This is a genomic window from Streptomyces sp. NPDC003300 (assembly GCF_040610915.1).
Classification (GTDB): domain Bacteria; phylum Actinomycetota; class Actinomycetes; order Streptomycetales; family Streptomycetaceae; genus Actinacidiphila.
In genome coordinates, this window is sequence record NZ_JBEXNE010000013.1 from 201,179 (window position 1) to 227,673 (window position 26,495).

Here is a 26,495-nt window from a genome sequence, read left to right on the forward strand (position 1 = left end):
TTGGGGGACGGGAGCGGAAGCGTGGCCCCTGCCCGTGTGCTCAGCCCTTGCTGGAGCCCAGCGACAGACCGGCGATGAACTGCTTCTGGAGCAGGATGTAGACCACCAGCGTCGGCACCGCCGCGATCATCGCGGCGGCGGCGATGAGATTCTGGTTGGAGACGAACTGCCCCTGGAGATTGGCCAGTGCCGAGGTGACCGGGCGTTTGTCGCCCGACGACATCAAGGTGATGGCCCAGAAGAAGTCGTTGTAGATCCAGGTCGTCAGCAGCGTCGCCAGCGCCGCGAGCGCCGGACGGCACAGCGGCAGGGTGAGCTTCCAGTACCGGGTCCACAGCCCCGCGCCGTCGACCAGCGCGGCCTCGTACATCTCGTCGGGGATCGACTTCATGTAGTTGCTCAGCACGAAGACGCAGAAGCCCAGTTGGAAGGCCACGTTGATGACGATGAGGCCGAAGACCGAGTTGTACATCAGGCCGCTGCCGCTGAGGAAGCCGGGCAGCGAGATCTTCAGGTAGATCCGGTACAGCGGGGTGATGATGACCTGCTGGGGGAGCAGGTTGCCCGCCGTGAAGAGGATCAGCAGCGCGATGTTGAGCTTGACGTTGACCCGGGTCAGCACGAAGGCCACACCGGACGCCAGCGCCAGCACGACGATCACCGCCGGAACGGTGATGAGCACCGAGTTCCAGAAGAAGTGCTTCATGTCCGACTGGGTCCACGCGTCGGTGAAGTTCTTGAACGTCAGGTGGTGCGGCAGCGAGACATAGCCGTACTTGCGGGTGTCGGAGTACGGGCGGACGGCCACGTACAGCGCGAAGGCGATCGGCAGCAGCCAGAGGACCGAGGCGCAGATCAGGAAGACCTGCGAGGCGATCTGGCCCCAGGGGCCCGGCTTCCCGGGGCCCGGGGGCCGCGCGGCGGGTTCGGTGTGCAGCCGCGGCAGGGTATCGGTGGTCATCGCGATTCCTCACGGCTGAACGTCTGGTACAGGAAGACGCTGATCGGCACCAGCGAGATCACCAGCAGCACCACGCCCAGCGCGGAGCCGAAGCCGACCCGTTGGGTCTCCCCGACGATGTTGGAGGTGACCAGGACCGAGAGCAGCTCCAGGCCGTTGATGCCCTTGTTGGTGATGTACACCAGGTCGAAGGCGCGCAACGACTCGATGACGGTGACCACCATGATGACGATGTTGATCGGACGCATCACGGGGAAGATCACCCGCCAGAAGGTCTGCCAGGCGTTGGCGCCGTCGACCAGGGCCGCTTCGCGCAGCGTCGGGTCCACGGCCTTGAGCCCGGCCAGGTACAGCACCATGACGTATCCGGCCTGCCGCCAGGTGGCCTCGACCAGGACCGACCACAGGTTCAGGTGTGGATTGCCGAGCCAGTCGATGGCGTTGTCGTTGCCGTTGCGCCCGATGACGGTGTTGATCAGTCCGAAGTTCTGCGAGTACATGAACTCCCAGATGATGCCGACCAGCGCCAGGGAGAGCATCACGGGCAGGAAGAGGATGCTCTGGTACATCCGGCTGCCCCGGATGCCGCGGTCGATGAGGACGGCGAAGAGCATGCCCAGCGGTGTGGCGATCAGGACGAAGACGGCCAGCCAGATCAGATTGTGCCGGACGGCGGGCCAGAACTCCGGGTAGATCGTGGCGGCCTGGTGGTAGTTCTGGACGCCGTACACACAGCCGTTGTTGAGGATCGACGGCAGATTCGGCTGGCAGGTCTTGGTGTGCAGACTGCCGACGCCGTTCCACTTGGTGAACGACAGCAGCACCGTGCCGAGCGCCGGGAACCAGACGAAGACCAGGTCGAGCAGGAGCGGTATGCCCAGCAGGAGCGCGACGACCACGCGGTCGCGCGCACTCAGCCTGCGTATGCCCCGGCGGCGGCGGACCTTCGGCGTGGCCGTGGTTTCCGCCGCCGCCGGGGCGGGCGTCTGGGGGGAACTCATCAGGAGTAGATCGCCTTCGCCTGGGCCTCGGCGCTCTTCTGGAGGCCGGCGATGTTGCCCGTGCTCGGGTCGTCGATGAACTTCTGGATGATCGAGATCATCGCGGTGGCCATCGCCGGGTCGGCGTCGCGGTCCATGAACTGCGCCACCGCCTTGCACTTGGCGATCTCGGCGACCGACTTCTTCTGGATCGCGTTGTACGTCGGCACCTGGAGGCCGGTGGCCAGGCCGACGTCCCACTGGTCGGTCTTGAGGAAGTCCGACTCGGCCTGCCCGGTGCCGATGTACTCCAGGATCGCCTTGGCCGCGTCGGGGTTCTTGGCCTTCTTGCTGAGCATGAAGCCGTCGGTCGGCGCGTCCATGTAGTCCTGGCCGTACGACGGGTTGATCGCGGGGAAGGTGAAGAAGTCCAGGTCGGCGAGGTCGGCCTTGTCCGAGACGTACTGCGCGGCCACCTGGTTGGTGCCCTGGAACATCATCCCGGCCTTCTTGGTCTCCAGGGTCTTGGCCGCGTCCTGCCAGATCCGCCCGTTGGCGCCGGTCTGCGTGTACGGCAGGATCTCGGCCCAGTGCTGGAAGACCGTGTGCACGCCCTGGTCGGTCCACGGGATCTCGTGCTTCATCAACTTGGTGTGGTAGTCGTACCCGTTGATCCGCATGTTCAGGATGTCGAAGGTGCCGAGGGCGGGCCAGCCGTCCTTGTCGCCGAAGGCGATCGGGATGATGCCGTCGCCCTTCATCTTCTTGGCGAGCGCCACGTAGGCGTCCCAGGTGGTGGGCACGGAGTAGCCCTTGGCCGCGAACTGGCTCTTGTTGTAGAAGACCACCCACGGGTAGTTGTACAGCGGCACCAGGTACTGGTGGCCGTCGAGGCCGGTGGAGAGCTTCTTGGCCGCGTCGCCGAAGTTGCCGCCGATCTTGTCCCACACGTCGTCCAGCGGCTGGGCCAGGCCCTGCGCGGCGAAGTACTGCATGCGGTAGCCCGCGAACCAGGTGAACAGGTCGTCCGGGGTGCCCTGGAGATAGCTGGTGATGTTCTCCTGGAACGTGTTGTGGTCGACCGTGTTGATCTTGACCTGCGCCTTGGTGCTCGCGGCGGCGGCGGTGGTGAGGGCCGCGAAGGCGGCCTTCGGCGCGGAGTCGGAGTAGTTGGACCCGAAGGTCACCGTGCCGCCGACCTTGCCGCCGGAGGCGCTGGGGCTGCTCTTGTCCTTGGAGTCCTTGGAGTCGCTGCCGCAGGCCGTCAGCAGGCCGCCGGAGACGACGGCGAGACCGGCCGCGCCCGCGACGCCTCTGAGCACGTTTCTGCGCGACGGCGACGTACCGCTGTCCAGGCCGCTTCCCGCTGTGCTGCTTCCCGTTGATTCGACGTCCGACATGGTGCCTCCATGTGTGTGTGGCCGTTCCGGGTGCGGTAGGCGAGCGATGGCGGAGTGGACGTTTCTGGAGGGCCTGTAGCCTATCGATTTCCAACAGAAGTCACCAAGATGAAACGCCATCTCAACCGCAGGGGTAGTTCTACGCCAGATACCCAGGAGCGTCAACGCCCCATTACGGATGCGTTGCCGGACCGTGATGTGCAGGTAGCGTGCTGATTGGCCGCCCAATTCCGTTGCCGCCCCGCATGAGAGGGACGGTTCAGGGTAGCGGTCGGATCGTGGCAGCTCGGAGGCGGTCCGAGCACGATCGAACCGGATGGAACAACATGCACCAAAGGGGCAACGGGCCCTGAAGATCCATCTCTTCTAATGTTTGATATTGCGTGCTTCCGACGTCATGGCCGAGTCGCGGGGGCGCGCGCCCGGTGAACTCGACATCCGCGCGCCCGAATTGCCGGAGATAGCGGTAAAGTTCGGGCATCACGCGATGATCGGCAATGATCGCCAACACCGGACGAGATCGTTCCGGAAGTCCACCGGCCCGTTTTGCTCCGGTGGTGTGGCTGCCCTGTGTGGCCGGACGATGCCAGGCTGTCCCCATGATGGGCTACATCCCCGAGGAAACGACCAGCTTCGAGGGGCGACAGGAGGAGTTGGCGCGGTTGGACACCGCGCTCGCGACCCACCGGCTGGTCACACTCACCGGTGCGGGCGGCGTCGGCAAGACCCGTATCGCGCAGCGCTCCGCCGCCCGCACCGCGCAGCGGGCCGCGCCGCGGTTCCCCGACGGGGTGTGGTGGGCCGACCTGTCGGCCCTGGAGAACGCCGAGTTGCTGCTGGCCACCGTCTCGGACGCGGTCGACCTCTCCGATCACTCACCGCGCATGCCGGTGGAAGCGCTGTGCGAATGGCTCGCGGACAAGCGCCTGTTACTGGTCCTGGACTCCTGCGAGCACCTGGTCGACGAGTGCGCGCACCTGGTCGGCGAACTGCTCACCTCCGCGCCGGGGCTGACCGTACTGACCACCAGCAGGCGTCCGTTGAACCTGGTGGGCGAGGAACTGACCGAAGTGGGGCCGCTGGACGGCGACGGCGCCGACGCGCTCGCGCTGTTCACCCGGCGCGTGACCGACTCCGACCCCGACGCCCTCGCGGGCCCCGGCGCCGCCCGCGCCGCCGCAGAGATCTGCCGCCGCCTCGAAGGCATCCCGCTGGCACTGGAGTTGGCCGCGGCCCAGGTCGGCCCCTCCACCGTCGAGGACGTCTCCTCCCGGCTCGGCTTCCGCTTCGACGTGCTGGCCCGCGCCGACTTCGTCTGGCCGCCGCGGCACCGCACCCTGCGCACCACCATCGGCTGGAGCCACGAACTGTGCGCGCCGGTCGAGCGCTTGCTGTGGGCCCGGCTCACCGTCTTCCGCGGCTCCTTCGACCTCACCGCCGCGCGCGCGGTGACCTCCGGCGGCCCGCTGGCCGAACACGCGGTCGCCGCCACCCTGGAGCGCCTCGTGGCCCAGTCCGTGGTCCGCAGGGACGGCCACCGCTACCGGATGCTCGACACCATCCGCGAGTACGGCCAGGAGTGGCTGCGCGAACTGGGCGAGGAACACACCCTGGCCGACCGGCACGCCGGGCACTTCCTGGAACTGGCCCGGCGCGCCGACGCCCTGTGGTCGAGCAGCGAACAGGCCCGCTGCTACCGGCAGATAGACGACGTCCACACCGACCTGCGCACCGCGCTCGACCACCTGCTGGCCACCGAGCCCGCCCGCGCCGCCGAACTCGCCGGACTGCTCTGCTTCTTCTGGACCTGCTGCGGCCATCTCAAGGAAGCTCGCGGCTACTTGGAGCGCGCGCTGATGGCGCACGACACCCAGGGCCCCGAACGCACCCGCGCGCTGTGCGCGCTGGGAGTGACCATCACCCTCCAGGGCGACTACCCCTCGGCGCTCCAGGTCAGCGAACTGGCCACGCGGGCCGCCGCGTACGACGGGGACAAGGAGGCGCAGTTCGCCGCCGCGTACCTGTCCGGGCTGCTGGCCCTGCTCACCGGCCGCGCCGAGGACGCCCGCGACACCGTGGACGCGGCGCTGGCCGCCGTACCGGGCTGGGCCTTCGACTCGCCTTCCCGGCTGCGCTGCCACCTCGTCGCGGTCTTCGCGCTCACCGGCCTCGGCCGGCTCCCCGAGGCGCGGGCGCGGGCCCGCGAACTGCGCCAGCACTGCGCCCAGCTCGGCGAGGTCTGGACGCTGTCCTACCTGGAGTACCAACTCGCGCTGATCGCGCTGTTCCAGTCGGCGCCGCACGAGGCCGCGGGACACGCCCGCACCATGCTGGAGAGCAAGCGGCTGCTCGGCGACGCCTTCGGGATCGCGCTCGGCCTCGACCTGCTGGCCGCCGCGCTGGCCGCCGAGGGCAGGGGCGAGCAGGCGGCCACCGTCTACGGCGTCGGCGAGTCGTACTGGCGCAGCGTCGGGCACCCGCAGCGCGGCACGCCGGAGTTGCGCGGGGTGCGCGAGCAGTGCGAAGCGACCGCCCGCGCTCTGGTCGGCGACGCCGCGTACGACAGGGCGTACCGGCGCGGCGCCACGGAGTACGGCCGCACCGCGCTGGCCGCCGCTCTCGCCGAGGAGCCCCCGGCGCAACGCTGACCGCCGTGACCCGGCGGGTGTGACGCGTGACACGGGTCGCCGCCGTGGAGACGGCGCGTTGGCCGATACTGATCGGTAACGAATATCGTGTGTTCCCGGAGCCGACTCCGGCGCTTCACGTTATCGCATTGATGTCAATTGCCCTTTCGGCGGAACCACTGTGCGCCTTTTGCCGTTTACCGTACGGGATTAGATCCGCAGGACGCGCCGCAAGGGGGGTGATCCGGCCGTGCGAGTGACGGCGCCGAAGCGGGCTCGGACGGAGAAGCCGCAGGTCGGGGCGGTTGGTCTCGGACAGGTGTGCCATACCTGCGTCGATTCCAGGCCACCTCTCGGCGTGGAGGAAGGATTGGTCTTCTTTCCTGCTGAATCGCGGGATCATTCGTATGGCGACCCTGCGTTGAGCGACGTACACCACGTCGAGGACGATGGGTCACTGCCTGATGCAAGGTCTGACCCCCATCCATGGCCGATGGCCTGAAAGGCTCCCATGAAAGCTGAGATCGCCGTGCCCGACGGCGCACGGCACACCCGAATTCTCGGTGTCGGCGCGTATCGCCCCCGGTCGGTCGTCGACAACGCCGAAGTATGTCGATACATCGACTCCTCGGACGAATGGATCCGCTCCAGAACCGGCATCGTGACCCGCCGCTGGGCCGGTCCCGACGAAACCCTGGGCGTGATGGCGGAGCAGGCCGCCAGCAAGGCCATCGCGGCAGCCGGGCTCACCCCGGACCGCATCACCTGCGTGATCGCCGCCACCTTCACCCACCTCATGCAGACACCCGCGGTCGCCACGGAGATCGCCCACCGGATCGGCGCCACCGAGGCCGCGGCCTTCGACATCACCGCGGGCTGCGCCGGATTCGTCCACGGCGTGGTGCTCGCCTCCGACGCCGTGCGCGCCAGAGGCGGCCACGTCCTGGTCGTCGGCGTGGAGCGGATGACCGATCTGCTCGACCTCAGCGACCGTTCGACGGCATTCATCTTCGGCGACGGCGCGGGGGCCGTCGTAATCGGCCCGTCGGACACACCGGGCATCGGCCCGGTGGTCTGGGGCGCGGACGGCTCGCAGGCCGACGCGATCGAGCAGACGGCACCCTGGGACGTGCTCAAGGACGACCCCGGCCACGCGTTCCCCGCACTGCGCCAGGACGGGCAGCGGGTCTTCCGCTGGGCGGTCTACGAGATGGCCAAGGTGGCCAAGCAGGCGCTGGACGTGGCGGGCGTCGGCCCGGCCGACCTCGACACGTTCATCCCGCACCAGGCGAACGAGCGCATCATCGACAGCATGGCCAAGTCCATCGGCCTGCCGCCCGAAGTCACCGTCGCCAAGGACATCGTGACCAACGGCAACACCTCCGGTGCGTCCATCCCGCAGGCCATGGAAGCGGTGCTCGCCTCCGGCGAGGCCAACTCCGGCGACACCGCACTGCTGCTCGGGTACGGCTCCGGCCTGTCCTACGCCGCGGTGGTCGCCACCCTGCCCTGACCCACCGCACTCCAGCACAGCGCGCAGCGCGACCACTTGGCACCGGCCGCCGCCCCGGCACACAGGGGCGGCGGCCGGCGCCTTTTCCGCCCGCGACACCCGCCGTTCCGAAATGAACGATCATCGGCCGTCACAGCTGCCGGAGTTAATGACTCTACGTACCAGGAGGAGAACGGGACCCGCCCGGAATCTCGCGCGACCGGGCGCGCACCGCTCTCCCTCTCCCCACTGGTGGCGTGTGACGAAGAAGGCGGGTAGCTGATGAAAGCCCTGGTCACAACGGACAACGCGGACGGTCGACTCCGGCTCGACCCGGTCGACGAGCCGGAACCGCTGCCCGGACAGGCCCTGATCGCGGTCAGCGCGGTGGCCGTCAACCGCGGCGAGCTGTCCGTGCTCGACGAGCTGCCCCCCGGCTCCCGGATCGGCTGGGACGTCGCGGGCACCGTACTGCGCCCGGCGGCCGACGGATCGGGCCCGGCCGCGGGCACCCGCGTCGTCGGCCTCGCCGACCGCGACGGCTGGGCGGAGCGCGTCGCCCTCGACACCCGCAGGCTCGCCCGGCTGCCCGACGCCGTCGACTGGGCCGCCGCGGCGGCCCTTCCCGTCGCGGGCCTCACCGCTCTCTACGCCCTCCAGCGGGCCGGCCGTCTGATCGGCCGCACCGTACTGATCACCGGCGCGGGCGGGGGAGTCGGCCGGGCCGCCGTCCAGCTCGCCGCCGCCGCGGGCGCCCACGTGATCGCCTGGGTCGGCTCCCCGGACCGCGCGACCGGTCTCGCCGCCCTCGGAGCCGATGTCGTCGCGACCTACGGCACCGACCCCGGCGTGCCCGTCGACATCCTGCTCGACAGTTGCGGCGGCTCCGTCCTGACCTGGGCCTTCGAGTCCGTCGCCCCCGGCGGCAGCGTGGTCGTCTACGGCAACACCGCGCGGGCCGAGTTACGCCTTCCCCGCGACTGGGGGCGCGCCCGGCCCGGTGTCAGCCTCCACTACGTCTTCCTCTTCGACGAGATCACCCGCCACGACGTCGGCCACGACCTGGCCTTCCTGCTCCAACTCGTCACCGAGGACCGGCTGGACCCCCAGGTCGCCCTGGTCGGCTCATGGACCGATCCGACGCCCGCGCTGCGGTGTCTGGACCGCCGTCAGGTCAACGGCAAGGTGGTGCTGGCCCTTTGACCCGGGCAGCTCCCGGATGTTCACCGCGCGGAGGGATCGTGCGACCTCCGCGCGGTGAACGCGTCAGCGCCAGGGGCTACTTGGCCCAGGGGGACTGCTTCTCGTAGCGGGGCCGCCAGGTCTTGCGGAAGAGGAAGCGGACCGGCGGCGGAACGAGCGCCAGCACCTTCTGCTCGGTCGCGGCCGGCGCCGAGTCCAGGAGCCAGGGGAAGAACGTCGCCGCCCCCTTCGTCCCCACCTGCCTGCGCTGTTCCGCCCCGAAGGCGTCCCACTGCTTGGCGGTCACCACGGCCCCCACCAGCGGCAGCCCCGCGTCCTCCTCGTGGTCGAAGTGCGCCGTCAGCGCGTCCCGCAGCCGCTCCACGTCCTGGCTCAACCCGGCCGTGTCACCCGCCGCGAGCCGCGCATCGACCGCCGCGATCAGCGGATCGAGCACCGCGTGCTCGGCCTCCATCGCGTCCAGCAGCGCGACCCGCTCGGGGTCGCTTCCGATCCGCCCGCGCATGGCGGGCCACAAGGTGGTGTCCTCGGCGGTGTGGTGGATGTCCAAGTAGTAAGTGAAGTTCTTCCAGCCCTCTTTGAAGGCCCGCGGACTCCCGGCCTTGTGGTCGGCGGCCGTGACCAGCCTGCCGAGGTCGCGCCGGAAGGCGTCGTGCACCGCGTACATCATGGTGAAGTCGAGCCGGGACTGCGCATCCGACGGGGTGTAGGTACTCATGCGTGCCTCCTGATGAGTGCGTGCGCGGGTACGTGGTCAGATGGTGGCACCGACGCCTGTCACGGTGCTTCCTCCTCAGGAACCCCGAGGCCCGCGGCGGCGGCGACTTCCGCGCCGATCGGGGCGAACCCCGCGATAAGGAGGCCGGGTTCGGCCGCGGCCCCTCGTCGCGGGGCCCGGCACGTCACCCCGCCGCGGTCCGCAGCGCCGCCTCCAGCCGCGGTCCCGTGTACTGCCTCACCCATGCCAGATGCTCGCCCCCGGTCCCTCGCGGCACCACCTCGACGAGCATGATCAGGAAGAGGTAGCAGCGGTACAGCGCGATCCGCCGCCGGGCCGCCGCGTCGAAGTCCGTACGCCCGCCGCCCGCGCCGTATCCGGCGAGGAAGGCGGAGTCGCGCTCGATGTCGTCGCGCCCGATCGACAGCGACGCGAAGTCCGCCAGCGGGTCGCCCCAGAACATCCGCTCGCCGTCGATGAGACCGCTGACCGTACGGGCGCCCGCGGGACCGTGGAGCAGGATGTTGCCCGGCCACAGGTCGAAGTGGACCAGCGCGGGCTCGGTGACCTCGTCGAGTACGGGCGCCGCCGTCGCCAGCGCGGCGCGGATCTCGGCGACCGGGAGCGGCAGCCAGGGTCCGTACCGCTCCGCGTCGGCCAGGACGGCGTCGGTCATGGCCGTGAAGGCGGGCCGCCAGCGGGAGTCGAGCGGGGCGAGGGTCTGCGCCGGGTAGCCGAAGGCCGGTCCGCGCACCGAGTGCAGCCGGGCCAGCAGGCCGCCGGTCTCCCGCCACAGCCGCGCGCTCTCGGCCGCGCCGACGCCCTCCGCGGCCTCTCCCGCCGCCGACCAGGTGACACCGGGGCAGTGCGTCATCAGCAGGAAGGGAGCGGCCTGTTCGCTCCCGTCGTCGTACTCGGCGTGCACCACGCGCGGCGCGGGCACCCCCGCCGTGGCGGCGCCCTCGTAGAACCGGGCCTCGCCGCGCAGCAGTTCGCGTTCGTAGCCGAGCTTCGGGACCCGCGACGGCGGCGGGACCTTGAGCACGAGGACGGCGCCGTCGGTGAGTTCGACGCGGTGCATCGCGTTGTACGTGCCGCCCTGGAGCGGCGCGTGTCCGGCGATCCCGGCCGCCGGGATTCCGGCGCGCTCCAGCGCTCCGGCCACCGTGTCGTCCCGCGTCAGCGGTGCCATCCGCCCCTCCCCGTGGTCGCCTTCCGTGGGGCCGAACCCTACGCGGTCGCCAGTCCCCAGCCGAGCGCGCCCACGGCGGCGGCCGCGTAGGCCCACACGGCGGCGAGCACGATCCGCCGCCGGACGGACTCCGACCAGGGCGTACGGGCCAACAGCCAGGCCAGCGCGGGGAGTACGAGGACCGCGTGCAGGCTCACTGCGTGCAGCGGCTTCAAGGCGCCGGTCGAGTGGTACGCGGCCTGCTGGTCGCCGGTCCTGGTGTCGACGACACCGCGGGCGATCATCGCGGCGCCCGAGAGCAGGCCGACCAGCAGCAGCGCGAATCCGGCGCGCAGCGCGAGCGGCATTCCGGCGGGTCCGGCGGGCCGGGCGCGGAAGGCGGCGACCGCGAAGGCGGTGAGGACCACGACGAGCAGCGCGCCGCCGACGGCCAGCGACATGGCGACGGCGGCGTTCACCGGCGTCTCCACGTTGAAGTGCGAGGGCACGTGCCGCCACGCCTGCACGGTGATCCCCGCGACCTCCAGGACGCAGTCGGCCGCGAAGAGGGCGAGGAGCGTGGAGCGGGTCCGCTCGCCGATCCGCACGTACGAGGTCACCCGGGCGAGCGCGATCAGGGTCAGGCCGAAGGACACCCCGAAGGTGAAGGGCTTGCGCCAGGAGACCGGGCCGTCCCACGGTCCGCCGTCCACCGCGAAGACCCCCAGGTGGAACAGGCCCGACACGATGAGCGCGGCGCCGACCGCGTACGCCGCCCGCTCGGCGCCGCGTGCGGGGAGGCGGCCGGGCGGCGGGACGACTGCTGCTGCCGTGGCGGACATGGCGCGGGACTCCTGACCGAGGGGGCCCCGGCGGGGCTCCCGGCCGGGGAGTCCCGGACGCGGCGCGGCCGGGACGCGCTCACGGTAGGCGGCGGGCGGGGCGCGCCGCGTCGTCGCGCGGGAGGCGGTCGCGCTGCTCCCGGTGGAGTACGGCCCCGCCTTCAGGACCCCCGCACCGCTGATCGGCCGTCAGAAGGGTCCGGCGGTCGGGTGGTTCCGGGCGTGCCGTGATTGGGCTGGTCGCACAACGGTCATAGTGTCTGAAAATATGCTTAAAGGTCTCCCCGGGTCGCGCAGGCGACAGGGGCGGTAGGAGCGAGGGCGAGGAGTGTCATGACCCAGCAGACGGGCGGCCGGATCGCGGAACCGCGCGACGGCGCCGACTCCGCGGAAGCGGCGGACGGCGGCGGACGCACGCGCCGCAGACGACTGCTGCCGTGGAAGCACAAACGGGATCTGACCCCGACGCAGCTCCGCCGCCGCCGGCTGGTCACCCGCGGCGCGCTCGGCGTCTGCGTGGTGTGCGTCGGCACCGTGGGCTGGTCGGTCGGCCAGGCGCTGACCTACCCCGGCAAGGACAGCAACGTGGCCAGGCTCGCCGAGTGGGCCCGCGACCACGAGCTGGGCTTCGTGGTCAACAAGCTGGAGGACGTCCAGTACAAGATGGACCCGCCGAAGGTCGGCGGCTCGCTGTCGGCCGACGCGCTGGCCCGGATGAAGGCCACCGCGCCCGCCACCACCGCCGCGGGCACCGCGCCGGAGGGAGCGCCCGCGGCCCCCGCGGCGCCGGTCATCCCGCTGCGCGCCCCGATGCGCCCGCTGGTCACCCCCGGCCTGCCGGGCGAGGGCGTCTTCCGCACCCTGTCCAGCGCCCACGGCCAGCCGATCGTCCAGGGGACGTACGTCAGGCCGGACGGCGACCACACCTCGTACGAGGCGGCCGTCGCCTGGATCAGCGGCAAGCACGCGCGCTTCCAGCTCCACCCCGGATTCCGCGAGCCCGGCGGCACCTTCTCCGTACCGCCCAACATCCCCAAGGGACAGCGCACCGGTCTGGTCGCCACCTGGAACGGCGGCTTCCGGGTCACCGACGGCGGCTCGCGCGGCGGCTTCTACCTCAACGGACAGACGGCGGGCGACCTGCGCGACGGCACCGCGTCCGAGGTCTTCTACAAGGACGGCTCGATCCGCATCGGGGTCTGGGGCCGCGATGTGCACATGACCAAGGACGTCGTCGGCGTACGCCAGTGCCTGGAGCTGATGGTCGACGACGGCCGGGTGGTGCCCGACATCGGCGACGACTCCAAGTGGGGTGTCACCGACCAGAGCAAGATGTTCGTCGAGCGCTCGGGCGTCGGCATCACCGCGCAGGGCGACATCATCATGGTGGTCGGCCAGGCCCTGTCCGCGCGGACCCTCGCCGAACTGATGCAGCACGCCGGGGCGGTCCGCGCCATGCCGCTGGACATGAACCGCGCGTGGCCGTCCTTCATGTCCTACGACAGCGGCAAGAATCCGGCGGACCCGAAACCCACCAACATCCTCGACTTCGAGGACCCGCCGGACCGCTACTACACCCAGGCCACCCGCGACTTCGTGGCCGTCTACGCCCGCTGACCGTACGCGCGGCGGCGACCCGCCGGCACGGCCCGCGCGGCCGGGTACGGCGCTACGCCATCTGGTCGGCCGCCGCCGCCTCGGTGAAGGCGCGGATCCTGGCAGTGGCGCGGGACGCCCGCCACACCGGACCCCAGTCCAGCGGCGGCGTGTCGTGGAAGGGGACGTAGACGACGTCGGGGCGGGCGGGGAACCGGGTGGCGTGCGCGCCCACCGGGAAGACCCCCTGGCCCGCCCCGACCAGGGTCAGCACCTCCTGGAAGGTCGCCGCCGAGCGGCCGACCGGGATCGCCAGGCCCGCCGGGGTCTGCTGCGGCGTCCCCGGCTCGCGCCAGTAGTCGGGCAGCGAGCACGGCGCTTGCAGCACTTCGGTGCGCGCCAGATCCTCCACCGAGACCGTGCCGCGCTGGGCGAACGGATGCGTGGCGGGGACCGCCAGCATGCGCGGCTCCGACAGGAGCACGGGACCGTTGGCCAGATCCGGGCCCGACAGCGGCAGGCAGGCGATCAGCACCTCCAGCGCGTCGGCGCGCAGCCGTTCCAGCGCCTCGGTCATCTGGACCTCGCGGATCTCCACCTCGCAGCCCGGATGCCGGGTACGGAACCGCTCGGTCGCCCTGACCAGCAGCTGACTCGCCGCCGCGCCCACGAAGCCCACCCGCAGCAGCCCGGTCACCCCGCGCCCCTCGGCCACGGCCGTCGCCAGCGCCGCCTCCAGCCGCTCGAACGCGGGCCGCAGGTCGTCGTGGAGGCGCCGGCCGATCGGGGTCAGCACCACACTGCGGCTGGTGCGCTCGAACAGCGGTGCCCCGACACGGCGTTCGAGCTTGCTGATCACCTGGCTGACCCGGGCCGTGGTCACCCGCAGCCGCATGGCGGTCCGCCCGAAGTGCAGCTCCTCGGCGAGGGTCAGGAACGTCTCCATCTCGTACCGCTCCATGCAGGCCCCCTTCCTGGTGCCGTCGAGGCATGTGTGAGCGCGCTGTTAAATCGTACTTAACGATCATTCCATGAAGTGGAGTTGATCCTCCCGCCCCCGTCAGGGAAGTCGGTTGACACCGGCCGCCCGCGCTGCCTAGCGTCGTGCCCGTATGTGACTGCTATTCAGATGAAAGAACGCCTCGGAGTGAGGCGGAGAGCGGGGACCGTGGCAGAGCAGCAGCAGCGTCGCGTGGTGGTGTCGGGCGGCGGGACCGGAATCGGACGGGCCACCGCGGCGGCCTTCGCCGCCGACGGCGACCGGGTGACCGTCCTCGGCCGCCGCGAGGGCGTCCTGCGCGCCGCCGCCGAGGAGCTGAACGAGGAGTACGGCAAGGGGCGCGTCGACCTCTTCGCCGCCGACCTCACCGAGCCGGAACAGGTGCGCGCGGCAGCCGCGTTCATCACCGCCGAGGGCCCCGTGGACGTCATCGTCACCAACGCGGGCGGCAACGCCGCCTTCGACGACGACGGCACCCTGGAGGGCATCGCCGACGGCTACCGGCGCAACTTCGCCGCCAACGTCCTGACGGCCGTCCTGCTCACCGAGGCGCTGCTGCCGTCCGTACGGCGGCCCGGCGGGCGGATCGTCCACCTGTCCTCGATCGCGGCGGTACGCGGCCCCGGCTCGTACGGCGGCGCGAAGGCGGCCGTGCACGCCTACACCTTCGAACTCGCCCAGCGGCTCGGCAAGGACGGCATCACCGTCAACGCGGTGGCGCCCGGCTTCGTCGGCGACACCGAGTTCTTCGGCGACCGCGGCACCCCGGGGTTCATCGCCTCCCGCGTCGCCCAGACGCTGACCGGCAACCCCGGCAGGCCCAGCGAGATCGCCGCCGCGATCAAGCACCTGGCCGCGCCCGAGGCCGCGTACACCACGGGACGGATCCTGCACGTCAACGGCGGTGCGATGCTGGGCCGTTGACCGCCCGGACGCGCCCGGGCGGTCACGCGGCCGAGCGGACGCCCCCGCCGCGTCGAGCCGGGTGCCCGCGCTGTCCAGGATGCGGCGGGCGGTGTCCGCGTGCCCACGACGGTCTGGTCGAGCGCCGCCGGCAGCATCCCCGGCATGATCGTGCCGCACACGATGTTGCGCTGACGCACACTCGGAGCGGGCGGCGCCGCCTCCTCGGTCACGGGACCGGTCTCACCGACGGTAGTCACGCCAGCACCCTCACACTGCGCCGCGCACCCCGCACGCGCAGCCGTCCGCCCAGGTGAGCGGGAAACCAGGGGTGACGGGAGCGGACCACGTCGTAGGCTCGGAGGCATGGCTGGTGACGAGGGGAAGCCCGCGGGCGGCGGGAGCGTGCGGGTGGACAGTTGGATCTGGTGCGTCCGGCTGACCAAGACGCGCTCGATCGCCGCCGCGGCGTGCAGGGCCGGACACGTCCGGGTGAACGGCGAGCGCGTGAAGCCCGCCCAGGCCGTACGCGTCGGCGACGAGGTACGGCTGCACCACGCGGGCCGCGAGCGGATCGTGGTCGTCTCCAAGGTGCTGAGCAAGCGGGTCGGCGCGCCCGCGGCGGCCGAGTGCTTCGTGGACAACAGCCCGCCGCCGCCCCCGCGCGAGGACGTCCTGGCGCTGGGCCTGCGCGACCGCGGCACCGGACGGCCGACCAAGCGCGACCGGCGCGAGCTGGAACGGCTGCTGCACGGCAGCGCGCGGCCCGGCGACGGCGGCCGGCCCGGCGGGACCCCGCGTCCGCGCGGCGGCGCCCGGCGTCCCGCGGACGGCTGAGGAGTGGGCGGGGTCCCGCGGACGGGTGAGGGGTTCCCGGCGTCCCGCGGACGGCTGAGTGGCGCCCGTGTGACCCGCGAGTCCTGCGTCGGACCCTGGCTGATGGCTCAGAGCGTCTGAGCGCACTGAGCGGTGCTGGGCGGCTGAGGACCCCGGCGGGACCGGCCGTACGCCGGATCAGTACGACTGGAGTTCCAGGAGGTTGCCGTCCGGGTCGCGCAGATGCGCCGTCCGCATCGACGGGCCCCACTCGGGGCGGTCGGCCGGGGGAGCGACCGGCCGTCCGCCGTGCCGCAGGCACAGCTCGTAGCCGGCGGTGACGTCCGGCACCCGGCTGACCAGCACGGCCCGGTCCCGGGCGGGCGGCGGGTCGGCGGGCAGGCCGGTGCCGCCCGTCACCTCGGCCATCGCGGCCCGGTCGAAGAGGGAGAGGACGCCCTCGGCGCCGACGTCCCAGCTCGCGTAGGGGCCGCTCTCGCCGCCGCGGGTCAGCGCGGCGCCGACGAGACCGGGGAGCACGGCGTCGTAGAAGCGGAAGGTGTCGGCGAACCGGCCGACGAGCAGGCGCGGGTGGAGCGCGTCCATCGGGAGACCTCATTCGGTGCGTACGGGATGATGAGTGACGGGATCATAGGTACTGACCCATCATTGGTGTCAGCCTACAATGAGGTCCATGAACGGAACACCGCCCACCCTCGCCGCCCTCACGACGTATCTGCTGTCGAAGACCGGCAAGGCCGCGCGCGGCAGGCTGGCCGCCGAACTGTCCGACGAGGGTCTGCGGCTGTGGCACATGGCGGTGCTCGCCGCGCTCGCCGACTTCGGCCCGCAGGTGCAGCGGGAGCTGGCGGGGAGGCTGGGCGTCGACCCCAGTGACATGGTGAAGGTCGTCGACGAACTGGCCGCGTCCGGCTGCGTCGAGCGCGCCCGCGACACGGCCGACCGCCGCCGGGTCCGCGTCGCCCTCACCCCGGCGGGACGCGACCGCCTCGCCGCGCTCACCGCCCGCGCCGGGGCCGTACAGGACGACGTGCTCGCCCCGCTCGACGCGCGCGAACGGGCCCAATTGCACGCCCTGTTGCTGCGGGTGCACGACGGGCTGCCCGCCGGGGGACGGTGAGACCGCGGCAACGGCGGGGCTGGGGAGTGCCGGGAGCGGCCCTCGCCCCCGTAAACTTGCGGTGCTAGTTTACGGGGGCGGTACGTACCCACACCCGGGGCCGCCCGACCCGCACCATCGGGTCCCGCCAGGAGGAGCACGCGATGCGACCTGTCCACTTCGCCGCCGCCCGCCGCACCCCCATCGGGAAGCTGCGGGGAGCGCTCTCCACGGTCCGCCCCGACGACCTGGCGGCGACCGTGCTGCGCGGTCTGCTGGACGGCGTGCCCGCGCTCGACCCCGCCAGGATCGACGACGTCTACTGGGGCGCGGCGAATCAGTCGGGCGAGGACAACCGCAATGTGGCGCGGATGGCCGTGCTGCTCGCGGGCCTGCCGGACAGCGTGCCCGGCGCCACCGTCAACCGGCTCTGCGCGTCCGGGCTCGAAGCCGTCACCGCCGCCGCCCGCATGATCGCGGCGGGCGAGGCCGACATCGTGGTCGCGGGCGGCTCCGAGTCGATGAGCCGCGCCCCCTTCGTCCTGCCCCGCCCCGACGACGCGCTGCCGCACACGATGCCGACGTACGACACCCGGCTCGGCTGGCGGCTCACCAACGACCGGATGCGCGAACTGCACGGCGTGCTGGCGATGGGGGAGACGGCGGAGGAGGTCGCCACGCGGTACGGCGTCAGCCGCGCCGACCAGGACGCCTTCGCGCTGCGCAGCCACCGCAATGCCGCCGCGGCCCGTGAGAAGAGCCTCTTCGACGCCGAGATCCTGCCCGTCACCCGGCCCGACGGCGTGGTCGTCACGCGGGACGAGTGCATCCGCGAGGACACCACGGCCGAGCGGCTGGCCGCGCTCAAGCCGGTCTTCCGCAAGGACGGCACCGGGACGGTCACCGCGGGCAACGCCTCGCCGATGAACGACGGCGCCGCCGGGCTGCTGCTGGTCAGCGAGGAGGCGCTGGGCGACCTCGGACTCGAATCCCTCGGCCGGTACGCGGCCGGGGCCAGCGCCGGAGTGCACCCGGACGTCATGGGCGTCGGGCCGGTCCCGGCGACCCGGCGCGTGCTCGCCCGGCTCGGCAGGACCGTCGACAGCGTCGAGGAGGCCGAGTTCAACGAGGCGTTCGCCGCCCAGGCGCTGGCCTCCGTGCGCGAACTCGGCGTCGACCCCGAACTGGTCAACCCCGACGGCGGCGCCATCGCCCTCGGCCACCCGCTCGGCTGCTCGGGCGCCCGTATCCTCACCACCTTGCTGCACCGGATGAACCGCACCGGCGCCCGCCGGGGCCTGGCCACCATGTGCGTCGGGGTCGGCCAGGGCACGGCGGTGCTGGTCGACCGCGACTGAGCGGTGACGGACGCGCGACGGACGCGCGCTCGATCCGTGTCGGTGCGACGGTGCCGCCGGCCGGGCGAAACGGCGGCGAGGGTGACGGGAACCACCTCCGTGACACCCGCCCGCGGACCCGAAAGCCCGGTGCCATCCGCCGCCGTCTGGGACAATCGATCGCGTGCCTACACCACTTAGCGGACGAGTTGACGCACGTTGACCGGCCCCGACAGCGGGGCGCAGCTACTCGCGATCAGTGACCTGCACGTCGGTTACGCGGCCAACCGCCTCATCGTGGAGCAGTTGCGGCCGGGGACGGACGAGGACTGGCTGATCGTCGCCGGAGACGTCGCCGAGAACTCCGAGGACATCATCTGGGCGCTCAGCACGCTCAAGGAGCACTTCTCCACCGTCATCTGGCTGCCGGGCAACCACGAGCTGTGGACCCCGCCGGACGACCCGGTGCAACTGCGCGGCGAGGCCCGTTACCGCCACCTGGTCGAGGAGATCCGCCGCCTCGGCGTCATCACGCCCGAGGACCCGTACCTCTTGTGGGAGGGCGAGCGGGGGCCGGTCGCGGTCGTGCCGATGTTCCTGCTGTACGACTACACGTGGCGCGACGGCACGCCCGGTGCCACCACCAAGGAAGAGGCGCTGGCGCACTCGCGGGACCTCGGCGTGATCTGCAACGACGAGCGGTTCCTGCACCCCGACCCGCTGCCGGGCCTCGACGACTGGTGCCGGGTCCGGGTGGCCGAGACCGAGGCGCGCCTGGAGGCGCTGGACCCGGCGCTGCCGACGGTGCTGGCCAACCACTTCCCGCTGCACCGCGACCCGACGCGCATCCTGCGCTACCCGTCGTTCGCGCTGTGGTGCGGCACCGAGCGCACCGAGCAGTGGCACACCCGCTTCCGGGCCGCCGAGGTCGTCTACGGGCATCTGCACATCCCGCGCGTGATGTGGCGCGACGGCGTCCGCTTCACCGAGGTCTCGCTCGGCTACCCGCGCGAGTGGGGGCGCCGCGACACCGGGCCCGCGGGGCCGCGGCGGATACTGGCCGGACGTCAGGGCGTCCGCCGGTGATCGAGCACCTGCTGCCCGCCGCCGTCCGCTCACGGGCCGTGTACGGCGCGGAACTCGACGGTGCGCCGCTCTTCCCCGAGGAGGCCGCGGCCGTCGCCAAGGCGGTCGCCAAGCGCCGCGCCGAGTACGCGGCGGGCCGCGCCTGCGCCCGCGCCGCGCTGGCCGGGCTCGGGATCGCGCCGGGGCCGATCCCGCGCGACCCCGACCGGGGCGCGCCGGTCTGGCCGGCCGGCGTCGTCGGCAGCATCACCCACTGCGACGGCTACCGTGCCGCGGCGGTCGCCCGTACCTCCGACGTCCACACCCTCGGCATCGACGCGGAGCCGCACGGCCCGCTGCCCGAGGGGGTGCTCAAGGTCGTCACCGCCACCGACGCGGAGGCCGCCGCGCTGGAGCGGCTGGGCGAGGAAGCACCCGAAATCCACTGGGACCGGCTGCTGTTCAGCGCCAAGGAGACCGTCTACAAGGCGTGGTATCCCTTCCACCGCAAGATGCTCGGCTTCGAGGAGGCCGAACTCCTCTTCACCCGCGACCCCGACGCCCCCGACCGCGGCGGCTACACCGCCCGCCTCCTGATCCCCGGCCCCCTCCTCGCCGAGAACATCGGCCCCGACATCTTCACCGGCCGCTGGACCACCCGCAACGGCCTCGTCACCACGGCGATCGTCGTCCCCAACCCAACGGCTGCGCCTGCCGCTTGACCCCCGCGACACCCCGGCCCCAGCACCTCGCGCCCCGGACCCGTGCGCGGCCTGGCGGCCCAGCCCGGAATTCCGCCAAGGCGCCCCGTCCGCCGAGCCAGCGCCGCAACCCGCCGAACCCCCGACCCAATCCGCCCAACGGCCTCCGCCGCTGGGCTTCCGTGCGACAGCAGCCGGGTGGCCAAGTCCGGGCAGACGCCAAACGACCTGCACCGTCAGGCGCCGCGTGGCGGAGTGCCGGTACCGAGCGTCGGTGGGCGTTCAACGGGCTGCGCCGTCGGGCGGAATCGTGGCGGGCGCGGGTGCCGTCCCGCTGCGGGACGTGGGGGCGGGCGCGGTTGATGACCTCCGCCGTCAGGCGGATTCGCGGGGGATCAGGGTTGTTTTGAAGATCGCTGAGCGGGTCTGCTGAGCGGGGTCGTCGATGAGGGCCATCAGGAGCTTCGCCATTTCCGCGGCCATGTCCTCCACCGGCTGGCGGATGGTGGTGAGCAGGGGGCGGGAGGACAGGGCGGCGCTGCTGTCGTCGAAGCCGATGACGGCCACGTCGTCGGGCACGCGGCGGCCGTGGTCGCGCAGGACGAGAAGGGCGCCCTGGGCCATGAGGTCGTTGGCGACGAACACGCCGTCGGTGTCGGGCTGTTCGGACAGCAACTGCTTCATCGCCCGCTCGCCGCCCTCCTGCGTGAAGCTGCCCTCGACGCTGGGGACGTACGCGTAGCCGTGCTCGGCCATCGCCTCGCGGAAGCCCGCGAGGCGGTCCTGGCCCGCGGGGGAGTCGGCCGGGCCCGCGATGGTGGTGATCCGGCGGCAGCCGCGGGCCAGCAGGCGCTCGGCGGCGAGCTTCGCGCCCGCCTGCTGCGCGACGTCCACGAAGCTGATCGGGATCGGCGTGGCCGGCCGGGCGAACAGCACGGTCGGCAGCCCGGCCTCGGTGAGCAGGGACGGCAGCGGGTCGCCCGGCGCGATCGACACCAGCACCACGCCGTCGATGTGCTCCTGCCGCAGATTCGGCACCAGCGAGCGCCGCGCCTTCTCGGAGTCGGCGAGCATCAGCAAGGGGTGCACGCCGCGCGGGCGCAGCACCGTGAGCAGGCCGCCCACTATCCGGCCGAAGAACGGGTCGCTGAAGACCTGCCCGAGGAAGGGGTCGTCGGCCGCGTGGTGGTCGGGCACGGAGAAGACCAGCGCGACCGAGTCCGTACGCCGGGTGACCAGCGACCTGGCCGCGCGATTGGGGATGTACCCGGTCGCCTCGACCGCCTCCTGGACGACCTTCTGGATCTCCGGATCGACATTGCGCGTCCCGTTGACCACACGGGACACCGTCGCCCGCGACACCCCGGCGGACCGCGCGACGTCTTCCAGTGTGGGCAGGCGGGGCCCGGCAGGACGGCTGCTCGTCATGGTCCAGTTATACCACGCACGGAGAGCGCTCTCCCTAAGTCCTGGCCGGACAACACGCAGATGGGGCGGGGTACGGCGGCCCCCCACAGGCCCGCCGCGCCCCGCCCCGGTCTCAACCGCGCGCCCCGGTCACCCGGGTCACGCGTACACCCCGAACTCGTACAGCGAGTACCCGTAGGCCGTGCCGCGCTGCGTCAGATTCAGCCGCACATAGCGGCCGGACCCGTTGACGTCGAACGTCTCCACGCCGCCGGTCGCGGTGGTCGTGCTGTAGATGTCCGTCCACGTGTTGCCGTCGTTGGACACCTGCACCTGGTACGACTTCCCGTAGGCGGACTCCCAGCCGAGCTGGATGTGCTTGATCGCGGTGGTCTGCCCGAGGTCGACCCGCAGCCACTGCGCGTCGGTCCAGTCGGTCGCCCACCGGGTGTCCCAGCGCCCGTCCGTGGTGTTCGACGGCGGGAACGGCGCCCCGTTGCCGGTCTGCTGGTACGAGGACGCGGTCGTCGGCTTGCCGAGCGCCACGTTCGTACCGCCGACCGTCGGCGCCACCACGCGGAACGACTTGGTCTCGATACCCACGTTCCCGTGCCCGTCGAAGGCGTACACGTACACCTTCCACACCCCGAGCGTCTTGGGCGCGGTCACCGTGAACCTGCCGTCGCCGGTCTGCGTGAACGTGACCTGTTGCAGACCGGTCCCGCTGTCCACGTACTTGGTGGAGTACATGAGCTGATACCGGATCAGATCGCCGTCCGGATCGGTCGCCGACGCCGAGACGTCGAAGGTGCCGCCGGCCGGGACGGAACCGCTGTTGCCGACCGTCATCGAGCTGATCACCGGCGGGGTGTTGGCCTGCGGCGTGCCGCCGTAGTCCTTCGCCACCGAGTAGTACATCATCCGGTTCCAGCTCGCCGGGCGGACGTTGAACCACACGCCGCCGAAGTCGTTCTCGTTGCCGTAGTGGAAGATCGTGGCGCCGAGCGCCACCCCGGTGTGGCCCGAGATGCAGTTCCACGCGGACAGGTACGCGTCCCGCTTCTGGATGTCCGTCGGCTCGGTGGGCACCCCGTTCGCGTCGTTCGGCACCTCCCACTCGCCGGCCTCGCCGGTCTCGGTGACGATGTACGGCTTGGTGTAACCGCCGTTGATCCAGTCCTGCTTCACATTGCAGACCGCGCCGTAGGAGTTGACCGCGTAGAGGTCGAGCGACGGCGTGTACTGCTTGTAGTACGGCCACGCGCCGGTCCACGCGTCCGTCGACGTCACCGGGTGGTTCGGGTCGATCGCGTGGATCGCCTGCGTCACCTGCTCGACGAACTTCGCGTAGGCGATGCGCTGTTGCTCGATCGCGGCGCCCGAGTAGTGGTCCTGCGTGGTCAGGATGACCTCGTTGCCGACGTCCCACATCAGCACACCCGGGTGGTTCTTGTACGTCGTCACCCAGTTCTTGATGTCGTTGAGCGTGTTGGTCTTGTACGCCGTGTCGTTGACGTAGTCCGCGCCCTGGTTGAGCCAGAAGCCGTTGACCACCTTCAGACCGAACTGCGCGGCGGCGTCCAGCAGCGGCTTGGTGCCCGCGTCGGTGCCCCAGGTGCGCACGGTGTTGACGCCCATCGCCTTCAGGTCACGCATGTGCGCGTTCGCCGTGTCGTTGGACGGACCCCAGGTCATGCCCTTGACGGTGTACGGCGCCCCGTTGACGGTCAGCTTCCAGTTGCCCTGGCCGCCCGTGACGTGCACGTCGCTGGCGCCGGTCGGCACCGGGGGGTCGGTGAGCGGGGTCGGCACGGTGCCCGCGGCGATCTGGGAGACCGTCACGTTGTCGATGCTCAGCGCGCCGCCGGAGGAGGTGTCGGCGGCCGGAGAGGTGCAGCCGCAGACGGAGTTGGGGTAGGAGCCGCCGATCCGGAGGCTGAAGTCCACGAAGACGCCGTGGTGCACGGCCGCCTCCCAGGTCGCGACGCCGACCTGCGACTCGCTGACCTGCCAGATCTGCTTGCCGTCGAGGTAGTAGCGGATCTGCTCGTCGGACTTCGTGCGGTCGATGATCTCGGAGTACGTGTGGTAGCCGGTCTGGCAGCCGGAGCAGGTGGCCAGGCCGCTGGTCTTGCCGTTGTACTCGTCGCAGTTGCCGCCGGGCGCGGTGCCGCAGTGCAGGGTCGCCGAGAGCTGCGAGCGGCCGTTGACGTTCTCCATGATGTCGCTCTCGCCGACGGCCGGCCACGCGCCGGGGTTGCCCCGGAAGGCGGCGCCCATCGCGCGGAAGGACGGCCAGTAGCCCAGCGCCTTGGCCGGATTCGGCTGCTTGAGCGTGGCGGAGATCTGGAGCTGGCCGCCCGCGGGCGCCGCGAAGTCGGTCCGCTTGGACTCGATCCGGCCGGACGTCCAGGCCGTACCCGACTTCAGGGCCGTCAGGTTGAGGTGGCCGTTGCCGTCGAGGCCCACGTTCGCGGGGGAGTTGGTGGCGGTGTCGACCTCGCCGGTGCCCCAGTTGGCGGGGCCGCCGGGGTAGGCGGTGCCGGTGTCCGTGATCCAGTTGGCGGCGCTGGGCGAGGTGCCGGCCGCGCCGGTGAAGTCGTCGCTCCACACCGTGGTCCAGTTGCCGGGCGGCGGCGTGCCCGTACCGCCGTTGTCACCGCCGGTCGTACCGCCCGTGCCGCCGGAGCCCGCGGTGCCGTACACCTGGAACTCCCACAGCGAGTAGCCGTAGCCGTTGTTGCGCACGGTGCCGTTGATCCGGACGTACCGGCCGGTGCCGCTGACCGTGAGGGTCTGGGTGCCGCCGGTGCCGGTGGTCGTGGAGTAGATCGTCGTCCAGCCGCCGGTGCCGGTGTCGGAGACCTGGATCTGGTACGCCGTCGCGTAGTTCTCCCAGTTCAGCACGACCTTGCTGACGGTGGAGGTGGCGCCGAGGTCGACCTGGAGCCACTGCGGGTCGCTCCAGGCGCTGGCCCAGCGGGTGCCGGCGTCGCCGTCGACCGCGGCGGAGGCCGGGTAACCGGCGCCCTCGGTGCTGGACGCGGTGGCGGGCTTGCCCTGCGAGAGCAGGGTGTCGGCGGCGTGCGCGGCCGTGGTGGGGACGGCGAGCGCGTACAGCGCGAGGCCCATGGCGAGGAGCACCAGAAGGGCCGCGCGCAGCGATGGTGGAAGGGATCTGAACCGGGCGGTCGGTGAGTGTGAGGCTCTCATGCCGATTCTCCTGCGGGGGGAGGTGAGGGAGGGAGGGTGCGGCTCTCCGGGACGGCGGGTTCCGGGGCATGGAGCATTCGGGAGAGCGCTCTCTCAGTGGGCAGATGGTTGCGTCCCCGTTTCCGGGGTGTCAAGGCATCGGACACGAGATGACGACATGTCATGCTCGTTATGGCCTCTAACATCCTGAATTGGCAGGTCTGTTCACCGTCGGAACGTGCGTATCCGGTGCGGATCGGAGTACCGGGTCTTGACACACGCCCGTGCGGGGCGTGAATGTACCGGCATTGGGAGAGCGCTCTCCAAGCGTTCTTTTCCTGCCTGCCCCGGGGTCCCTCCGGCCGCCCCGCCCGTCCGCCCAGAGACCGAGAAATCCGAGGAAGTCCCCATGAGCGACACAGGAAACAGACGCAGGACGTGGCTCGCGGGAGGGGGCGCCGTACTGGCCGCCGCGCTCCTGGCCACCGGCTGCGGAAGCGACTCGACGTCCAAGTCCGGTTCCGGCGACGACGCCGACGCCAAGACCACGCTCACCGTGAACCTGTTCTCGGACTTCGGCTACAAGGACCTCTACGCCCAGTACCACAAGCTCCACCCGAACATCACGATCAAGGAGAACCGCGCCGACCTGGGCGCCCACCACCAGAACCTGCACGCGCACCTGGTCGCGGGCAGCGGCACCGCCGACATCGAGGCGATCGAGATCGGCCAGGTCGCGGGCTTCCAGTCCGAGGCGAGCAAATTCGTCAACTTCCTGGACGAGGGCGTCGACAAGAACCAGTGGGTGCCGTCCAAGACCGCCCCCGCCTCCAGCCGGGACGGCTCCTCGCTCTTCGGCCTCGGCACCGACATGGGCGGCATGGCGCTGTGCTACCGCGCCGACCTCTTCCAGAAGGCCGGGCTGCCCACCGACCGGCAGGCCGTCTCCTCGCTGGTGTCGAGCTGGGACTCCTACTTCTCCACCGGCAAGCAGTTCCTCGCCAAGAGCCCGGACAAGAAGGTCAAGTGGTTCGACGCGGGCAGCAATGTCTTCTCCGCGATGACCGCCCAGGCGCCGCAGGCGTTCTACGACGCGGACGGCAAGGTCGTCGCCGCGTCCAACCCGGCGGTCAAGCAGGCGTTCGACACGGTCGCGGGCGCCATCAAGGACGGTGAGTCGGCCGGTATCGCCGCCTTCACCCCCGCCTGGGACACCGGCTTCCGCAAGAGCCAGTTCGCCACCGTGACCTGCCCGGCCTGGATGAGCTACGAGTTCAAGGCCAACCCGCCCGCCGACGGCGGCAAGTGGGACATCGCCACCATCCCCGGCGGCGGCGGCAACTGGGGCGGCTCCTATCTGACGGTGCCCAAGCAGGGCAAGCACACCAAGGCCGCCGTCGAGCTGGCCAAGTGGCTCACCGCGCCTACCCAGGAAGCCTGGCTCTTCAAGAACAAGGGCTTCTTCCCCTCCGACCAGGCGCTGTGGACCTCGCCCGACATCGCGAACCTCACCGACCCGATGTTCAACGGCGCGCCCACCGGCAAGATCTTCTCCGACTCCGCGAAGAACCTGAAGCCGCAGCCGCTCGGCCCGCACGGCGCCGACATCGGCAACATCTACGGCAACGCCCTGGTCTCGGTCGAACAGGGCAAGGCGAGCGTGGACAAGGCGTGGAGCAACGCCAACGCCGAGATCAAGAACATCGGCGAGTAGTGCCCGGCCGGCGGGCACGGGTGCCGGGCGCCGCTCGCGCCGCCCATGACCCGCCGGTCCCGGCACCACCCTTCCGACGTCCCGGAGCCGGGCCCCGAGCCCGGACTCCCGGACCGAAGTGGCCGCCGGATCGCGGCGGGCGGCCACCGGATCCCGCCGTCCGCGCGGACCGCTGAGCCGCGGGGGGCGCGCGGGCGGGGGGGGGCGGGGGGGGGCGGCCCCCCACGGGGGGTGCTCCGGTTCTACCGGG

General features: G+C 71.4%; 21 protein-coding genes. 11 read left to right on the forward strand and 10 right to left on the reverse strand.

What is annotated here, in order from left to right; all coding sequences use genetic code 11:
• Positions 1–40: 40 nt before the first annotated feature.
• The 3 genes from ABZX65_RS20665 to ABZX65_RS20675 are packed head-to-tail and all read right to left on the reverse strand — an operon-like array spanning position 41 to position 3,341.
• Complete coding sequence (locus tag ABZX65_RS20665) at positions 41–961, reverse strand: carbohydrate ABC transporter permease (RefSeq protein WP_355341708.1); 921 nt, start codon at positions 959–961, stop codon at positions 41–43.
• On the reverse strand, positions 958–1,962 hold the full coding sequence (locus ABZX65_RS20670) for a sugar ABC transporter permease (protein WP_355341711.1): 1,005 nt from the start codon (positions 1,960–1,962) through the stop codon (positions 958–960). Before ABZX65_RS20670 ends, ABZX65_RS20665 begins: the two co-directional genes overlap by 4 nt.
• A complete protein-coding gene (locus ABZX65_RS20675) occupies positions 1,962–3,341 on the reverse strand; it encodes an extracellular solute-binding protein (RefSeq protein WP_355341714.1) in 1,380 nt (459 codons plus the stop codon). The genes ABZX65_RS20670 and ABZX65_RS20675 overlap by 1 nt, the downstream gene beginning before the upstream one ends.
• Positions 3,342–3,940: 599 nt before the next feature.
• On the opposite strand from ABZX65_RS20675, the gene ABZX65_RS20680 reads away from it, so the two are divergent.
• The 3 genes from ABZX65_RS20680 to ABZX65_RS20690 all read left to right on the forward strand — a co-directional run bounded on the left by ABZX65_RS20680 (position 3,941) and on the right by ABZX65_RS20690 (position 8,663).
• Positions 3,941–5,989 carry an NB-ARC domain-containing protein gene (locus ABZX65_RS20680; protein ID WP_355341717.1) on the forward strand — a complete coding sequence of 683 codons (2,049 nt, stop codon included), beginning with the start codon at positions 3,941–3,943 and terminating at the stop codon, positions 5,987–5,989.
• A gap of 490 nt (positions 5,990–6,479) precedes the next feature.
• A complete protein-coding gene (locus ABZX65_RS20685; protein ID WP_355341720.1) occupies positions 6,480–7,481 on the forward strand; it encodes a beta-ketoacyl-ACP synthase III in 1,002 nt (333 codons plus the stop codon).
• Between the two features lie 261 nt (positions 7,482–7,742).
• Entirely contained in the window at positions 7,743–8,663 is a 921-nt protein-coding gene (locus ABZX65_RS20690; protein ID WP_355341723.1) for a zinc-binding dehydrogenase, read from the forward strand.
• A 76-nt stretch (positions 8,664–8,739) separates the two neighbouring features.
• Here ABZX65_RS20690 and ABZX65_RS20695 read toward each other — a convergent pair whose 3' ends face one another.
• From ABZX65_RS20695 to ABZX65_RS20705, 3 genes are all read right to left on the reverse strand, one after another.
• A complete protein-coding gene (locus tag ABZX65_RS20695; protein WP_355341726.1) occupies positions 8,740–9,381 on the reverse strand; it encodes a hemerythrin domain-containing protein in 642 nt (213 codons plus the stop codon).
• A 184-nt stretch (positions 9,382–9,565) separates the two neighbouring features.
• The gene (locus tag ABZX65_RS20700; RefSeq protein WP_355341729.1) at positions 9,566–10,573 is read right to left on the reverse strand and encodes a phosphotransferase; all 1,008 of its coding nucleotides are present in this window, start codon (positions 10,571–10,573) and stop codon (positions 9,566–9,568) included.
• 38 nt (positions 10,574–10,611) lie between these two features.
• Entirely contained in the window at positions 10,612–11,394 is a 783-nt protein-coding gene (locus ABZX65_RS20705) for a hypothetical protein (RefSeq protein WP_355341732.1), read from the reverse strand.
• Positions 11,395–11,727: 333 nt separating this feature from the next.
• On the opposite strand from ABZX65_RS20705, the gene ABZX65_RS20710 reads away from it, so the two are divergent.
• Entirely contained in the window at positions 11,728–13,011 is a 1,284-nt protein-coding gene (locus ABZX65_RS20710; RefSeq protein ID WP_355341735.1) for a phosphodiester glycosidase family protein, read from the forward strand.
• 52 nt (positions 13,012–13,063) lie between these two features.
• Here ABZX65_RS20710 and ABZX65_RS20715 read toward each other — a convergent pair whose 3' ends face one another.
• Complete coding sequence (locus ABZX65_RS20715; RefSeq protein ID WP_355341738.1) at positions 13,064–13,951, reverse strand: LysR family transcriptional regulator; 888 nt, start codon at positions 13,949–13,951, stop codon at positions 13,064–13,066.
• 207 nt (positions 13,952–14,158) lie between these two features.
• Here ABZX65_RS20715 and ABZX65_RS20720 point away from each other — a divergent pair, with 207 nt between their 5' ends.
• Both ABZX65_RS20720 and ABZX65_RS20725 read left to right on the forward strand, forming a co-directional pair.
• The gene (locus tag ABZX65_RS20720; RefSeq protein ID WP_355341741.1) at positions 14,159–14,914 is read left to right on the forward strand and encodes an SDR family oxidoreductase; all 756 of its coding nucleotides are present in this window, start codon (positions 14,159–14,161) and stop codon (positions 14,912–14,914) included.
• Positions 14,915–15,259: 345 nt separating this feature from the next.
• Positions 15,260–15,730, forward strand: a complete 471-nt coding sequence (locus ABZX65_RS20725; protein ID WP_355341744.1) for an RNA-binding S4 domain-containing protein — start codon at positions 15,260–15,262, stop codon at positions 15,728–15,730.
• Positions 15,731–15,907: 177 nt separating this feature from the next.
• Here the strand turns inward: ABZX65_RS20725 and ABZX65_RS20730 are convergent, their stop codons facing one another.
• Positions 15,908–16,315: a VOC family protein gene (locus ABZX65_RS20730; protein WP_355341747.1), complete on the reverse strand. Its 408-nt coding sequence runs from the start codon at positions 16,313–16,315 to the stop codon at positions 15,908–15,910.
• 88 nt (positions 16,316–16,403) lie between these two features.
• On the opposite strand from ABZX65_RS20730, the gene ABZX65_RS20735 reads away from it, so the two are divergent.
• The 4 genes from ABZX65_RS20735 to ABZX65_RS20750 all read left to right on the forward strand — a co-directional run bounded on the left by ABZX65_RS20735 (position 16,404) and on the right by ABZX65_RS20750 (position 19,953).
• Positions 16,404–16,850 carry a MarR family winged helix-turn-helix transcriptional regulator gene (locus ABZX65_RS20735; protein WP_355341750.1) on the forward strand — a complete coding sequence of 149 codons (447 nt, stop codon included), beginning with the start codon at positions 16,404–16,406 and terminating at the stop codon, positions 16,848–16,850.
• 143 nt (positions 16,851–16,993) lie between these two features.
• Positions 16,994–18,187, forward strand: a complete 1,194-nt coding sequence (locus ABZX65_RS20740) for an acetyl-CoA C-acyltransferase (RefSeq protein ID WP_355341753.1) — start codon at positions 16,994–16,996, stop codon at positions 18,185–18,187.
• A gap of 198 nt (positions 18,188–18,385) precedes the next feature.
• Entirely contained in the window at positions 18,386–19,252 is an 867-nt protein-coding gene (locus tag ABZX65_RS20745; RefSeq protein ID WP_355341756.1) for a metallophosphoesterase, read from the forward strand.
• Positions 19,249–19,953, forward strand: a complete 705-nt coding sequence (locus ABZX65_RS20750; RefSeq protein ID WP_355341759.1) for a 4'-phosphopantetheinyl transferase superfamily protein — start codon at positions 19,249–19,251, stop codon at positions 19,951–19,953. Before ABZX65_RS20745 ends, ABZX65_RS20750 begins: the two co-directional genes overlap by 4 nt.
• 354 nt (positions 19,954–20,307) lie before the next feature.
• On the opposite strand, the gene ABZX65_RS20755 is transcribed toward ABZX65_RS20750, so the two are convergent.
• Both ABZX65_RS20755 and ABZX65_RS20760 read right to left on the reverse strand, forming a co-directional pair.
• Positions 20,308–21,360, reverse strand: coding sequence for a LacI family DNA-binding transcriptional regulator (locus ABZX65_RS20755; RefSeq protein WP_188285245.1), 1,053 nt, complete (start codon positions 21,358–21,360; stop codon positions 20,308–20,310).
• A 138-nt stretch (positions 21,361–21,498) separates the two neighbouring features.
• Complete coding sequence (locus tag ABZX65_RS20760) at positions 21,499–24,471, reverse strand: discoidin domain-containing protein (protein WP_355341790.1); 2,973 nt, start codon at positions 24,469–24,471, stop codon at positions 21,499–21,501.
• 469 nt (positions 24,472–24,940) lie between these two features.
• Here ABZX65_RS20760 and ABZX65_RS20765 point away from each other — a divergent pair, with 469 nt between their 5' ends.
• The gene (locus ABZX65_RS20765) at positions 24,941–26,245 is read left to right on the forward strand and encodes an extracellular solute-binding protein (RefSeq protein WP_355341763.1); all 1,305 of its coding nucleotides are present in this window, start codon (positions 24,941–24,943) and stop codon (positions 26,243–26,245) included.
• Positions 26,246–26,495 lie beyond the last annotated feature (250 nt).